The sequence below is a fragment of the Streptomyces sp. AM 4-1-1 genome (genome assembly GCF_029167625.1).
GTDB lineage: Bacteria > Actinomycetota > Actinomycetes > Streptomycetales > Streptomycetaceae > Streptomyces.
Genome location: NZ_CP119145.1, coordinates 5,151,021 through 5,163,939, shown reverse-complemented (window position 1 = coordinate 5,163,939; position 12,919 = coordinate 5,151,021). Strand labels below are relative to the sequence as shown.

The 12,919-nt window shown below is 71.5% G+C and carries 14 protein-coding genes; 9 read left to right on the top strand and 5 right to left on the bottom strand.

All coding sequences use genetic code 11. The features are described from left to right. Positions 1 to 14 precede the first annotated feature (14 nt). The 3 genes from PZB75_RS22040 to PZB75_RS22030 form a co-directional block, all read right to left on the bottom strand. Positions 15 to 611, bottom strand: a complete 597-nt coding sequence (locus PZB75_RS22040; protein ID WP_275537022.1) for a GNAT family N-acetyltransferase — start codon at positions 609 to 611, stop codon at positions 15 to 17. Positions 612 to 711: 100 nt separating this feature from the next. Beyond that, positions 712 to 1,755 (bottom strand): family 2 encapsulin nanocompartment cargo protein polyprenyl transferase, encoded by a 1,044-nt coding sequence (locus tag PZB75_RS22035; protein WP_275538815.1) that lies wholly within the window; start codon positions 1,753 to 1,755, stop codon positions 712 to 714. Between the two features lie 158 nt (positions 1,756 to 1,913). After that, complete coding sequence (locus tag PZB75_RS22030) at positions 1,914 to 3,320, bottom strand: family 2B encapsulin nanocompartment shell protein (RefSeq protein ID WP_275537021.1); 1,407 nt, start codon at positions 3,318 to 3,320, stop codon at positions 1,914 to 1,916. 184 nt (positions 3,321 to 3,504) lie between these two features. On the opposite strand from PZB75_RS22030, the gene PZB75_RS22025 reads away from it, so the two are divergent. The 4 genes from PZB75_RS22025 (at position 3,505) to PZB75_RS22010 (ending at position 7,124) form a co-directional block, all read left to right on the top strand. Further along, the gene (locus PZB75_RS22025) at positions 3,505 to 3,954 is read left to right on the top strand and encodes an Rrf2 family transcriptional regulator (RefSeq protein ID WP_275537020.1); all 450 of its coding nucleotides are present in this window, start codon (positions 3,505 to 3,507) and stop codon (positions 3,952 to 3,954) included. Positions 3,955 to 4,165: 211 nt separating this feature from the next. After that, positions 4,166 to 5,362, top strand: a complete 1,197-nt coding sequence (locus PZB75_RS22020) for a globin domain-containing protein (protein ID WP_275537019.1) — start codon at positions 4,166 to 4,168, stop codon at positions 5,360 to 5,362. A 192-nt stretch (positions 5,363 to 5,554) separates the two neighbouring features. Beyond that, on the top strand, positions 5,555 to 6,145 hold the full coding sequence (locus tag PZB75_RS22015) for an N-acetylmuramoyl-L-alanine amidase (protein WP_275537018.1): 591 nt from the start codon (positions 5,555 to 5,557) through the stop codon (positions 6,143 to 6,145). Between the two features lie 64 nt (positions 6,146 to 6,209). Then, on the top strand, positions 6,210 to 7,124 hold the full coding sequence (locus PZB75_RS22010) for a pyridoxal-phosphate dependent enzyme (RefSeq protein WP_275537017.1): 915 nt from the start codon (positions 6,210 to 6,212) through the stop codon (positions 7,122 to 7,124). 19 nt (positions 7,125 to 7,143) lie between these two features. On the opposite strand, the gene PZB75_RS22005 is transcribed toward PZB75_RS22010, so the two are convergent. Continuing rightward, complete coding sequence (locus tag PZB75_RS22005) at positions 7,144 to 8,751, bottom strand: Na+/H+ antiporter (RefSeq protein ID WP_275537016.1); 1,608 nt, start codon at positions 8,749 to 8,751, stop codon at positions 7,144 to 7,146. A gap of 35 nt (positions 8,752 to 8,786) precedes the next feature. Between PZB75_RS22005 and PZB75_RS22000 the strand changes: the two genes are divergently transcribed. From PZB75_RS22000 to PZB75_RS21990, 3 genes are all read left to right on the top strand, one after another. Further along, positions 8,787 to 9,047: a UBP-type zinc finger domain-containing protein gene (locus PZB75_RS22000; RefSeq protein WP_275537015.1), complete on the top strand. Its 261-nt coding sequence runs from the start codon at positions 8,787 to 8,789 to the stop codon at positions 9,045 to 9,047. Between the two features lie 232 nt (positions 9,048 to 9,279). After that, positions 9,280 to 9,693, top strand: coding sequence for an anti-sigma regulatory factor (locus PZB75_RS21995; RefSeq protein WP_275537014.1), 414 nt, complete (start codon positions 9,280 to 9,282; stop codon positions 9,691 to 9,693). Between the two features lie 23 nt (positions 9,694 to 9,716). After that, positions 9,717 to 10,646 (top strand): RNA polymerase sigma factor SigF, encoded by a 930-nt coding sequence (locus tag PZB75_RS21990; protein ID WP_275538814.1) that lies wholly within the window; start codon positions 9,717 to 9,719, stop codon positions 10,644 to 10,646. A gap of 71 nt (positions 10,647 to 10,717) precedes the next feature. On the opposite strand, the gene PZB75_RS21985 is transcribed toward PZB75_RS21990, so the two are convergent. Beyond that, entirely contained in the window at positions 10,718 to 11,170 is a 453-nt protein-coding gene (locus PZB75_RS21985) for a hypothetical protein (protein WP_275537013.1), read from the bottom strand. A gap of 174 nt (positions 11,171 to 11,344) precedes the next feature. Between PZB75_RS21985 and PZB75_RS21980 the strand changes: the two genes are divergently transcribed. After that, positions 11,345 to 12,313 (top strand): diacylglycerol kinase family protein, encoded by a 969-nt coding sequence (locus PZB75_RS21980; protein ID WP_275537012.1) that lies wholly within the window; start codon positions 11,345 to 11,347, stop codon positions 12,311 to 12,313. A gap of 317 nt (positions 12,314 to 12,630) precedes the next feature. Beyond that, a complete protein-coding gene (locus tag PZB75_RS21975; RefSeq protein WP_003953983.1) occupies positions 12,631 to 12,888 on the top strand; it encodes a WhiB family transcriptional regulator in 258 nt (85 codons plus the stop codon). The last annotated feature ends 31 nt before the right edge of the window (positions 12,889 to 12,919 follow it).

Here is a 12,919-nt window from a genome sequence, read left to right as displayed (position 1 = left end):
GGGGCCGCGTCGGATCAGGCCGGGCGGGGCTCGCGCCACATCGGCCACATCGTGGGGCCCTCCGGCAGTTCGACGGTCCGGTCCATAAGGGCGAAGCCCAGCCGTTCGTAGAGTCCGCGGCTGCGCTCGCTGCTCGCCTCCAGATAGACGGGGACGCCCTCGCGGTCGCAGCGGTCGAGCACGTCGGCCATCAGCGCGACGCCGAGACCCTGGCCCTGCCGGCCGGGAAGGACACCGATCATGAGCAGGTACTCGTGGGCCCGGTGATGGGGATGGACCGCGCCCGTGAGCTTCCCGACCAGTTCGGCGCGCTCGTTGTCGGGATCGGCGGTCCGGCGCATCAGGGCCGGGGTCGGGTCCTCCTCCGTCGGCTCCCCCTCCGGCACCTGGAGCCAGAGCGCGGCGGCCGTGCCGTCCTCCAGCAGGTCGATGTGCCCCTCGGCGAGCGCCACGTCGACGAAGACGCCGAGGAACGCGCCGTGCACCGCCCGGCGGTGGATCTCGTCGGGGAACACCCAGCCGCTGACCGGATCGTCGTGGAACGCCTCTTCCAGGATGCGGACCACCTGCGCCCTGTCGCCCCGGTCCGCCCGTCGTGCCCGTACGCCCATGGCGTGGCTCCCGCCCTGTTGTGGCCGATGTCAACCGTCGTACGGAATCCTAGAGTTGACGGCCGTCCCGGCGAACGGGGGCCATGCTCACGACCCGCGCTCAGTGCGTCCTGCGGGTGACGAACTCGGCCAGTGCCAGCAGGTCCCCCGCCGCGGCGAGGTCCGGCACCGCCCTGGACAGATGGTGCACCGCGCGTGCCATCCGGTCCGCCGCGCCGGTCTGCGCCCAGTCCCGGCCCCCCGCCCGCTCGACCGCGTCGGCGGCGCGGGCGATCTCGCCGGGGGTGTCCATCGTGCCCCGGTAGAGCGTGGCGAGATCGGTGGCGGCCGGGGTGCCCGAGGTGAGCGCGGCGACGACCGGCAGCGACTTCTTGTGCGCCGCCAGATCGGCCCCGACCGGCTTCCCGGTCTGCGCGGGATCGCCCCAGATCCCGATCAGGTCGTCGATCAGCTGGAAGGCGAGGCCGGCCTCCCGGCCGAAACCGTCCATGGCCGTCACCGCCTCGTCCCCCGCGTCGGCGAAGAGGGCGCCGAGCGCGCAGGCGCATCCGAGGAGCGCGCCGGTCTTGGCGGTCGCCATGGTGAGGCATTCGTCCAGCGACACCTCCTCCGGTCCGCGTCGCTCGAACGCGCAGTCGGCCTGCTGTCCGGCGCAGAGTTCGACGACGCAGGAGGACAGCCGGGCGGACGCCCGCGCCGCCGCCGGATGGGGGTCGTCCGCGAGCAGCCGCTGGGCGAGGGCGAGCAGGGCGTCGCCCGTGATGATGGCGTCCGGGACGCCGAAGACCGTCCAGGCCGTGGGCCGGTGGCGGCGGGTCGGGTCCTCGTCGATGACGTCGTCGTGCAGCAGGGTGAAGTTGTGTACGAGTTCCACGGCGACGGCGGCCGTCACGGCACGGTCGGGGGCACCGCCCAGGGCGCCGCCCGCGGCGAGGACGAGCGCGGGTCTGATCGCCTTGCCGGACTGTCCGGTGGCCGGGGAGCCGTCCGCGTGCTCCCAGCCGAAGTGGTACATCGCGACCCGGCGCAGCGGGCCGGGCAGCGACTCCACGGCGGAGCGCAGCCGCGGGTCGACGAGGGTACGGGTCCGCTCCAGGAGGGCCGCGGCCTCATGGCCTTGGGCCGAGGCGTCCGTACGGGTCATGGTCACGTTCTGACTTCCTCCGGGCATGCGTGCGTGCTGCGGACGGGCGGGGCGGGGGCTGGGACCGGGCGGGGCGGTGGCTGGCGGGGCGGGGGCTGGGACCGGGCAGGGCGGGTCCGGGCGCACCGCGGTGTCACGACGCACCCGGACCCCTCGGCTCACCGCCAGCGGCTGACCTCGACGTTCTCCAGCACCCCGAGGGCGTCCGGCACGAGCACGGCCGCGGAGTAGTAGGCCGTCACCAGGTAGGAGATGATCGCCTGCTCGTCGATGCCCATGAAGCGCACGGAGAGGCTGGGCTCGATCTCGTCGGGGATGCCGCTCGCCTGGAGACCGATGACCCCCTGGTCCGCCTCGCCGGTCCTCATGCAGATGATCGAGGTGGTGCGGGCGTCACTGACCGGGATCTTGTTGGAGGGGAAGATCGGCACCCCGCGCCAGGCGGGCACACGGTGGCCGCCGACCTCCACGCTCTCCGGCACCAGCCCCCGCTTGTTGCATTCACGGCCGAACGCGGCGATGGCGCGTGGATGGGCGAGGAACAGCTTGGAGCCGCGCCGCCGCGAGAGCAGTTCGTCCATGTCGTCCGGGCCGGGCACGCCGTCGTGCGGCTGGAGACGCTGCCCGTAGTCGCAGTTGTTGAGCAGCCCGAACTCGCGGTTGTTGATCAGCTCGTGCTCCTGGCGCTCGCGCAGCGCCTCGACCGTGAGCCGCAACTGCTGCTCGGTCTGGTTCATCGGCTGGTTGTACAGGTCGGCGACCCGGCTGTGGACCTTGAGGACGGTCTGCGCGACGCTCAGCTCGTACTCCCGGGGCGCGGCCTCGTAGTCCACGAAGGTGTGCGGGACGACCGCCTCGCCGACATGCCCGGCGGACAGGTCGATCTCCGCCTCGCCGTACTTGTTCGTCCGCTGGTGCGGAATGGAGAGCAGTCCCGCCAGATGCGCGCGGAGGGAGTCGGCGCGCTCGGCGAGGTTGAACACATCGGCCCTGCTCAGGGTGAGCACCGTGCAGTCGGTGACGGCACGGACGGTGTACTCCCAGGTCGCGTCGGCGTCGATCAGGGAGTGATCGCCGAAGTAGGCGCCGTCCGCGAGCACCCCGAGGACCATCTCGCCCCCGTACGCCCCGGCGCCGAGCTTCTCGACCTTGCCGTGCGCCAGCAGGTGGACCCGGTCCGCCGTCTCCCCCGCGCCGGCCAGCACCTCCCCCGCCGCGACTTCCCGCTGCTCACACCGGCGCGCCAGTTCGGCGAGCGCCTCGTGGTCGCCGAAGTCACGCAGCGCGGGCAGCTCGCCGAGCTCGGCGGGGATGACCGTGACCCGGTCACCGGTCTGCACGAAGGTCACCCGGCCGTCCCCGACCTGATAGCTCAGCCGGCGGTTCACCCGGTACGTGCCGCCCTGCACCGGCACCCACGGCAGCATGCGCAGCAGCCACCGGGAGGTGATCTCCTGCATCTGCGGCACGGACTTCGTGGTCGTCGCGAGGTTCCTGGCCGCCGCCGTGCCAAGACTCTGCTGCGGCGGGACCTGTGTGTCACGAACCTCTTCACCAACGGACATCTGACGCCCTTTCGATCACTAGATCATCGGCTGGCCTGTGCGAAGAAGCCTTTCAGCGGGGGACCCCGGCACGCCATTACACAAAAGAGTGTGACTAATCGGCTTTGGGCTGGGCACTACGCTGCGCCATGTTGACCAGCCCCGTTAATTTGCATCGCTCATGCCACTTACTTACGGTGCCTCCATGCGGTTGACGAGATTCACGGATGTGGCGCTGCGGGTGCTGATGCGCCTCGCCGTCACGGAGACCGGTGCGCCGCCGACCACCCGGGAGGTCGCGGCGACCATGGAGGTCCCGTACACGCACGCCGCGAAGGTCGTCGCCAGGCTCCAGCACCTGGGCATGGTGGAGGCGCGCCGGGGCCGCGGGGGCGGACTCACCCTCACCGAGGCCGGCCGGTCCGCGTCGATCGGCGGGCTCGTGCGCACCCTGGAGGGTCCGGGTGACGTCGTCGACTGCGAGGGCAGCGCACCCTGCCCGCTGCGTTCCGCCTGCCGGCTGCGCGGCGCCCTGCGCGAGGCGGAGGAGGCCTTCTACGCCTCGCTCGACCCGCTCACCGTCGCCGGACTCGTCGCGTCCCCCACCGGGCCGCTGCTGATCAGCATCAGCAGGCGTCACCCGGACGCGGACTGACCGCCGCCGCCTCGACGCCTGCCCGCCCCGACGCCCGCCCACCCCAACGCCGCTCCCCTGCGGGGCCGTTGGCCATGCCACCCCCTGAGCCCGGCCCGGCCCCCGCGACAGAGGGACCACCGCGACGTCCCACCCCCCGCCCCCTCAGGGACATTTCGGACGGCACATAATATGAATGTCAGATACCAATTCACGATCCGAGGGGTTCCCTGTGCTCTCCGAGACCTCCACAGCCACCGTCCGCGCCACCCTCCCCGCCGTCGGAGCCGCCATCGGGGACATCGCCGACCTCTTCTACCGCAAGCTGTTCGACGCCCACCCCGAACTGCTCCGCGACTTCTTCAACCGGGGCAACCAGGCGTCCGGCGCCCAGCGCCGGGCACTCGCCGGCTCCATCGCCGCCTTCGCCACCCAACTGGTCGAACACCCCGGCATCCGGCCCGATGTGATGCTCGGTCGGATCGCCCACAAGCACGCCTCGCTCGGGGTGACCCCGGACCAGTACCCCGTCGTGCACACCCACCTCTTCGCCGCCATCGCCGAAGTCCTCGGCGACGCCGTCACCCCGGAGGTCGCCGCCGCCTGGGACGAGGTCTACTGGCTGATGGCCAACGCCCTCATCGCCATCGAGGAACGGCTGTACGCGCAGCAGGGCGTCGTGGCCGGTAACGTCTGGCGCGACTGGGAGGTGACCGGCCGGGTCGAGGAGACCGCGGACGTCGCCACCTTCCAGATCCGCCCCGCCGACGGCGCCCCCGCCCCCGCCTTCCGTCCCGGCCAGTACGTCTCCGTACAGCTGGAACTCCCCGACGGCGCCCACCAGATACGCCAGTACAGCCTCTCCTCCGCCCCCGGCTCCGAACTGCGCTCCATCACCGTCAAGCGGGTGCGCGGCGAGGGCACCCCCGACGGCGAGGTGTCGGCGCACCTGCACGCGCGCCTGCGCGCGGGCGACCGGCTGCGCGTCTCCGCCCCGTACGGCGACCTGGTCCTCAGCGACACCGAGGGTCCGTTGCTGCTGGCGTCGGCCGGGATCGGCTGCACCCCGATGCTGTCGATGCTGGAACACCTAGCGGCCACCGGCCACCGCGCCCCGGTCACCGTCGTGCACGGCGACCACTCCCCCGACGACCACGCCCTGCGCACCGACCACGCCCGGCTCACCGGCAAACTCCCGGACGCCACCGCGCACTTCTGGTACGAGACCCCGGCGCCCGGACAGCCCGCGGACCGCACCGGCCTGGTCGATCTGAGCGGCGTCCCGGTCGCGTCCGGCACCCACGCCTACCTCTGCGGACCGCTGCCCTTCATGCGGGCCGTCCGCACCCAGCTGCTGGCCAAGGGCGTCCCCGCGTCCGACATCCACTACGAGGTGTTCGGCCCCGACCTCTGGCTCGCCCAGGGCTGAGGCCACCCGGACCGTGGTACCGGGGCGCCCCCGTCGCCCCGGGACCACCACCCGCCACCCGGGCGGACCCGGCCAGGTGACCGGAACGACTCGCACACTGTCCGAACAAAAGACCAGAACATGGCCCGATGGCCGACATTCCGGTACAAGCGCAGTACAGGCAAGCCACCCTGACGCGCAAAGGAGCCGGTCATGTCCTCACCCATGTCCGCGAGCACGTTCCTCGACATCCTGAAGAGCGAAGGCCTCACCGTCGTCCAGGTCGGTGACTGGCGCACGCACAACCGCAACCAGGCGGGGGCCTGGGGCCCGGTGCACGGTGTGATGATCCACCACACGGTCACGCGGGGCACCGACACCACCGTCGAGCTCTGCCGCGACGGCCATCCGGACCTGCCCGGTCCGCTCTGTCACGGGGTGATCGCCAAGGACGGCCGGGTCCACCTCGTCGGCTACGGCCGCGCCAACCACGCCGGGCTCGGCGACGACGACGTACTGCGTGCCGTCATCGCCGAGAAGGGCCTCCCCAAGGACAACGAGGCCAACACCGACGGCAACTCCCACTTCTACGGCTTCGAGTGCGAGAACCTCGGCGACGGCAAGGACCCCTGGCCCGACGTCCAGATCCAGGCGATCGAGAAGGCGGCGGCCGCGATCTGCCGTCACCACGACTGGGGCGCCCGCTCGGTCATCGGCCACCTGGAGTGGCAGCCGGGCAAGTCCGATCCGCGCGGCTTCACCATGGACTCGCTGCGCGAGCGGATTCACAGCCGCCTCAAGTGACGGGCACCGGCGGGCCCCGCCCCCGGGAGGACGCCCCCGTCCCGCCCCCGGCGACAATGGAGCCATGCCCCACGAAGCGCCCGCTCCAGCCCCGCTGCGGCCGGTGGTCCCGTCACCCCTGCGACCGGCCGAGGACGAGCGCTTCGCGCGGTACGGCGTCCGCCTGCTGCTCAAGCGCGACGACCTGATCCACCCCGACCTGCCCGGCAACAAGTGGCGCAAGCTCTCCCCCAACCTGTCCGCCGCCTCCGGCCGAACCGTACTGACCTTCGGCGGGGCGTACTCCAACCATCTGCGGGCCACCGCCGCCGCGGGCCGGCTCCTCGGCTTCCCGACCGTCGGCGTCGTACGCGGCGACGAACTGGCGCACCGCCCGCTCAACCCCTCACTCGCCCGATGCGCCGCCGACGGCATGCGTCTGCACTTCGTGGACCGGGCGACCTACCGCGCGAAGGCCGACCCAGGGGTCCTGGCCGGGCTGCTGAGCGCCTTCGGGGACTGCCAGGTGATCCCGGAGGGCGGCAGCAACGCGCTCGCCGCACAGGGCTGTGCGGCGCTCGGCCGGGAACTGCGCGGCCGGGCCGACGTGGCCGCCGTCGCCTGCGGTACGGGCGGCACCCTCGCCGGCCTCGCGGCGGGCCTCGGCCCCGGGCAGCGCGCCCTCGGCGTCCCGGTGCTGCGCGGCGGCTTCCTGGGCGAGGCGGTCCGGGGGCTGCAACGGGACGCGTTCGGCGGCCCGGCGGGCCGGTGGTCCCTGGACGAGCGCTTCCACTTCGGCGGCTACGCCCGCACACCCCCCGGGCTGCACGCCTTCGCCGACGACTTCGAGGACCGGCACGGACTGGCCGTCGAGCGGCTGTACGTGGCCAAACTGCTGTACGGGCTCACCGCCCTCACCGCGGAGGGCGCCTTCGCCCCGGGCATCACGCTCGCTGCCGTGATCACGGCGGGGGGCGATCCCGAACGGTCCCGCGCCTGACGCGGCCGGGCCCGGCCCCTCAGTCCGACCGGTCCGGTTCCTCGCGGTAGGCCGCCGCCTCCTCCAGGTCCAGTCTGCGCAGCAGCGTCCGCAGCATCTCGTCGTCGATGCGCCGCTCGTCACGGAGCCGCACGAAGACCGAACGCTCGGTCTCGATCATTTCCCCGGCCAGCCGCCGGTACGTCTCGTCCGCGGACTCGCCGGTGACCGGGTTGGGCGCGCCGAGCCGTTCCCACACGGCGTTGCGACGGCGTTCCAGCACGGAGCGCAGCCGGTCGGTGAGCGGCGGCGGCAGCCGGTTGCGCTCCTCGTCCAGCAGCTCGTCCAGCCGCGCCTCGGCGGCCGTGGACGCCTCGCTCTGGGCCTGCGCCTCGGCCAGGGTCTCGGCCTGCGGGTCGCGGCCGGGGAGCTTCAGCACCCGGACCAGCAGCGGCAGGGTGAGCCCCTGGACCACCAGGGTGCCGATGACGGTCGTGAAGGTCAGGAACAGCAGCAGGCTGCGCGAGGGGAACGGTCCGCCGCCGTGCGTGACCAGCGGGATCGAGAAGGCGACGGCGAGCGAGACCACACCCCGCATCCCCGCCCAGCCGACGATCAGGGGCGAGGTCCAGTCGGTCCCCGGCTCGCGTTCCCTGATCCGCTTCGACAGCCATCTCGGCAGATACGTCGCCGGGTAGACCCAGAGGAAACGGACCACGACGACCGTGACGAAGACGGCGACCGCGTACCCGACGGCCTGTCCGGGGGTGTAGGCACCGAGGTCCTTCAGCACGACGGGCAGCTGGAGCCCGATGAGGGCGAAGACCGCCGACTCCAGCACGAAGGCGACCATCTTCCAGACGGCCGCCTCCTGGAGCCTGGTCGCGAAGTCGACCTGCCAGGAGCGGTGGCCCAGGTAGAGCGCGACGACGACCACGGCGAGCACCCCGGACGCGTGCACCCGTTCGGCCGCCGCGTACGCCACGAAGGGGATCAGCAGCGACAGGGTGTTCTGGAGCAGGGCCTCCTTGAGGTGGGTGCGGAGCCAGTGCAGCGGGACCATCAGCACCAGGCCGACCCCGACCCCGCCGAACGCGGCCAGCAGGAACTCCCCGATGCCCGCGCCCCAGCTCATCCCCTCGCCGACGGCTGCGGCCAGCGCCACCTTGTAGGCGGTGATCGCGGTGGCGTCGTTCACCAGGGACTCGCCCTGGAGGATCGTGGTCACCCGGGCGGGCAGTCCCACCCGTCGGGCGATCGCGGCGGCGGTGACCGCGTCCGGCGGGGCGACGACCGCGCCCAGCACCAGCGCCGCGGTGAGCGGCAGACCGGGCACGAACAGATACGCGAGCCAGCCGACCGCGAACGTCGCGAACAGGACATAGCCGACGGACAGCAGCGCGACCGGCCGGGCGTTGGCCCGCAGATCGAGGTACGAACTGTCCACGGCCGCCGTGTGGAGCAGGGGCGGCAGCAGCAGCGGCAGCACGATGCGCGCGTCGAGCGTGTACGCGGGTACGCCGGGCAGGTACCCGGCGACCAGCCCGGCCGCCACCAGCACGAGCGGGGCGGGCACGGGGGTCCGGCGGGCGGCCCCGGCGACCGCCGCACTGGCCGCCACCAGTGCCACCAGCGGCAGTGCGTCCATCCCGTGGCCCTCGCATCCGTCGTAACCTGGCCCTCATGAGTGAGTGCACGCATGTTCTCGCACTGCCGCGCCCCGAGCCCACTGCGCTGAGCGACACCTGCCCGGAGTGTCTGGCGGCCGGCAGCCATCCCGTGCAGCTGCGCCTCTGTCTGGTCTGCGGCCATGTCGGCTGCTGCGATTCCTCACCGATGAGGCACGCCACGGCGCACTTCCGGGAGACCGGACATCCGGTGATGCGGAGCTTCGAACCGGGTGAGACCTGGCGCTGGTGCTTCGAGGACGGTTCGATCGTCTGACGTCTGGGTACGTCAAACCGGCGCCGGTTCTTCGTAATTGAGCGACGCGGATCGTCGACCACGGTGTGTCGCGCACGGCTCTACCATGGGTGACACCCATGGGGGCGGGTCCCGACGACACGGCATCATGGGGAGCGATAGCGTCGCCGGACGAAGAACCGACGACGAACCGCATGGTTCCGGGGACTCTTCCCGGAACCTCGAAAGAGTTTGTGCCACCTTGGAGGTGAGGGTGTCCCAGATCGCAGGCGAGCCCGGGAATCAGGACTTCGTGGAAGTCCGGCTGCCCGCTGCGGGTGCCTACCTGTCGGTGTTGCGTACGGCCACGGCCGGTCTCGCAGCGCGTTTGGACTTCACTCTCGACGAGATCGAGGATCTTCGCATCGCGGTCGACGAGGCCTGCGCGATCCTGCTTCAGCAGGCCGTGCCGGGCTCCGTCCTCAGCTGCGTGTTCCGGCTCGTCGACGATTCCCTTGAGGTGACGGTCTCGGCCCCCACGACGGACGGCCGGGCACCGGAGCGCGACACCTTCGCCTGGACGGTGCTCTCCGCACTGGCCGGCAAGGTCGACTCCTCCGTCGCCGCTGACCGGACGGTCAGCATCAGCCTGTACAAGCAGCGCGGCGCGGGACCCGGGCCGGCGTGAGCGACGGGAACGGGGACGGGCCTGTGCGGGACGAGACGATCCGACCAGGGGCGGTGCCCGTATCGGGCATCCCGGAACAACAGGCCCTGCCGCACCCGGAGGGCGGGGCGGACGGGGCGGACGGCCGCGAGGGGCGGGCGGCCGTGGTGGAGCACGCGGAGCGGGCGAGCCGGATGAGTGAGCACGGGCACCACGACCCACATGACCGCAGCAACGCGCGCGCGCTGTTCGTGGAGTTGCGCGCGCTCCCCGACGGCTCACCCGAGCGGGCCGAGCTGCGCAACCGGCTGGTGCGGATGCACCTGCCGCTGGTGGAGCACCTGGCCCGCAGGTTCCGCAACCGGGGTGAGCCGCTGGACGACCTGACCCAGGTGGCGACGATCGGGCTGATCAAGTCCGTGGACCGGTTCGACCCGGAGCGCGGGGTCGAGTTCTCGACGTACGCCACCCCGACGGTCGTCGGCGAGATCAAGCGCCACTTCCGTGACAAGGGGTGGGCCGTCCGGGTGCCGCGGCGGCTTCAGGAGCTGCGGCTCTCGCTGACCACGGCCACCGCCGAGCTGTCGCAGCAGCACGGCCGCTCGCCGACCGTGCACGAGCTGGCGGAGCGGCTGGGCATCTCCGAGGAAGAGGTCCTGGAGGGGCTGGAATCGGCCAACGCCTACAGCACCCTCTCGCTGGACGTGCCGGACACCGACGACGAGTCCCCGGCGGTCGCGGACACGCTGGGCTCGGAGGACGAGGCGCTGGAGGGCGTCGAGTACCGGGAGTCGCTGAAGCCGCTGCTGGAGGACCTGCCGCCACGGGAGAAGCGGATTCTGCTGCTGCGCTTCTTCGGCAACATGACGCAGTCGCAGATCGCCCAGGAGGTGGGCATCTCGCAGATGCACGTCTCGCGACTGCTGGCCCGTACGCTCGCGCAGCTGCGCGAACGGCTGCTCATCGAGGAGTGATCCGGTGCCGGGGCGGCCGTCGGCCCGGCAGCCCCGGCGCACCGGACCGCCCGGCCCCCGCCCGGCCCCCGTCAGGCGTCGTCGCGGGGCGCGCCCGGGGCGCGGATGCCGAGCGCGGCGGTGGTGGTGGGGTTGATCAGCAGCACCAGGCCCGTGACGGCGACGACGGCGAGGACGATCCCGGCCGGGATCAGGGCGCCGTGCGACCGCAGCAGTGTCCACGCCACCGGCAGCGCGATGATCTGGGTGATGAGCGCCGGGCCCCGGCTCCAGGAGCGCCGCAGCAGCAGGCCCCTGGCCGCGAGCAGCGGGATGAGCCCGAGCGCGATGATGGTGATTCCGCCCATCTCCGCCTGCTGCGGACTGTCGGGGCGGCCGAGCAGTCCCATGACCAGCATGTAGATCCCGCCGACGGCGAGCGCCGCCCCTTCGAGGGCGTTGAGTCCGGCCACGAGGGTGATCCTGTCCCGTTTCGCCGGTCCGGCCGGGGCCGGCGCGGGGGACGCGTTCTGCTGAGTGCTCACCCTTGCAGGTTGGCATCCTCGGGCGGCGAACGCGAAGCCGGGGTCACTCCCCCGTGTGCCGCGCGCGGGTCGTGCCGCACCGGCGCGACCGATCCGTCACGGAGAGTAGGAGCCAGGGGGCGGGCTCGGGTCACCGCTTCGGGCACGTACCCCCCGGTGGGTAGTCTGGCGGTCATGCGCGCACTTCTCGTGGTCAACCCAGCTGCTACCACCACCAGTGCGCGGACCCGTGACGTACTCATCCACGCGCTGGCCAGCGAGATGAAGCTGGAGGCGGTGACCACGGAGTACCGGGGGCACGCCCGGGACCTGGGGCGGCGGGCCGCGGACTCCGACGACATCGACCTCGTCGTGGCCCTCGGCGGCGACGGCACGGTCAACGAGGTCGTGAACGGTCTGCTGCACCGGGGGCCCGACCTGGACCGGCTGCCGCGCCTCGCGGTGGTTCCCGGCGGCTCCACCAATGTCTTCGCACGGGCGCTCGGACTGCCCAACGACGCGGTGGAGGCGACCGGCGCGATCCTGGACGCGCTGGCCAACCGCAGCGAACGCACGGTCGGCCTCGGACTGGCAGCGGGCACCCCGGGAACCGAGGACGAGGCGGTCCCGGAGCGCTGGTTCACCTTCTGCGCGGGATACGGCTTCGACGCGGGCGTGATCGGCCGCGTCGAACAGCAGCGGGAACGCGGTAAACGGTCGACGCACGCGTTGTACGTACGCCAGGTGATCCGGCAATTCCTGAACGAGCCGCACCGCCGGCAGGGCACGATCACGCTGGACGTGCCGGGTCAGGAACCCGTCACCGATCTCGTGCTCTCCATAATCTGCAACACCGCGCCCTGGACCTACCTGGGGAATCGTCCGCTGTACACGTCTCCGCAGGCCTCTTTCGACAAGGCCCTGGGTTTCCTCGGACTGAAGCGTCTGTCCACCGCGGCGGTCACCCGGTACGCCACCCAGCTGCTCACTTCGAGCCCCGAAAAAGGGCTCCACGGCAAGCACGCGGTTTCACTCGACGACCTCACGGACTTCACCTTGCATTCAAAGGCCCCACTGCCCTTTCAGATGGACGGCGACCATCTGGGACTGCGTACGAGTGTGACGTTCACAGGCGTTCGCCGTGCACTGCGTGTGATTGTGTGAGTGGGAGGGCCTAAAGTCCTTTAACTCGAACGTTTGGGCTGGTTCCCACCCCATGGAAGTACGGCTGTGACCTACCCGACACCGAGGAATCAAAAAAAACTTTCCAGAAGGGGTTGTATCCGCAGCCCAGGTTTGCGAATCTCTACATGGCGATCGGGACGGCCCGCAACACCAGCCTCCACTGAGAGCCAGAACCCCTCCTCATGACACAGACCACACCCAGTTCATCTGGGCGTAGGCCTGTCACCTGCGGGGGGATTCGTGAAAGCGTTCACATTCACAAGCACCGTATGTAGTACCAAGGAGAGGTAGCAGCCATGGACTGGCGTCACAACGCCGTTTGTCGTGAGGAAGACCCCGAGCTGTTCTTCCCCATCGGCAACACCGGTCCTGCGCTGCTGCAGATCGAGGAAGCCAAGGCCGTCTGCCGTCGCTGCCCCGTCATGGAGCAGTGCCTGCAGTGGGCGCTCGAGTCCGGCCAGGACTCCGGCGTCTGGGGTGGCCTCAGCGAGGACGAGCGCCGCGCGATGAAGCGCCGCGCCGCCCGCAACCGGGCGCGTAACGCCAGCGCCTGACGACGCCCCCCGCGAAAAGCCTCAGCCCGGC

Bases quoted from the DNA above. Each gene is read 5' to 3' on its own strand.
- PZB75_RS22035 (WP_275538815.1), bottom strand. From the start codon at position 1,755: ATGACCCGTACGGACGCCTCGGCCCAAGGCCATGAGGCCGCGGCCCTC.
- PZB75_RS22015 (WP_275537018.1), top strand. From the start codon at position 5,555: ATGTCCTCACCCATGTCCGCGAGCACGTTCCTCGACATCCTGAAGAGC.
- PZB75_RS22025 (WP_275537020.1), top strand. From the start codon at position 3,505: ATGCGGTTGACGAGATTCACGGATGTGGCGCTGCGGGTGCTGATGCGC.
- PZB75_RS22010 (WP_275537017.1), top strand. From the start codon at position 6,210: ATGCCCCACGAAGCGCCCGCTCCAGCCCCGCTGCGGCCGGTGGTCCCG.
- PZB75_RS21980 (WP_275537012.1), top strand. From the start codon at position 11,345: ATGCGCGCACTTCTCGTGGTCAACCCAGCTGCTACCACCACCAGTGCG.
- PZB75_RS21975 (WP_003953983.1), top strand. From the start codon at position 12,631: ATGGACTGGCGTCACAACGCCGTTTGTCGTGAGGAAGACCCCGAGCTG.
- PZB75_RS22030 (WP_275537021.1), bottom strand. From the start codon at position 3,320: ATGTCCGTTGGTGAAGAGGTTCGTGACACACAGGTCCCGCCGCAGCAG.
- PZB75_RS22000 (WP_275537015.1), top strand. From the start codon at position 8,787: ATGAGTGAGTGCACGCATGTTCTCGCACTGCCGCGCCCCGAGCCCACT.
- PZB75_RS22005 (WP_275537016.1), bottom strand. From the start codon at position 8,751: ATGGACGCACTGCCGCTGGTGGCACTGGTGGCGGCCAGTGCGGCGGTC.
- PZB75_RS22040 (WP_275537022.1), bottom strand. From the start codon at position 611: ATGGGCGTACGGGCACGACGGGCGGACCGGGGCGACAGGGCGCAGGTG.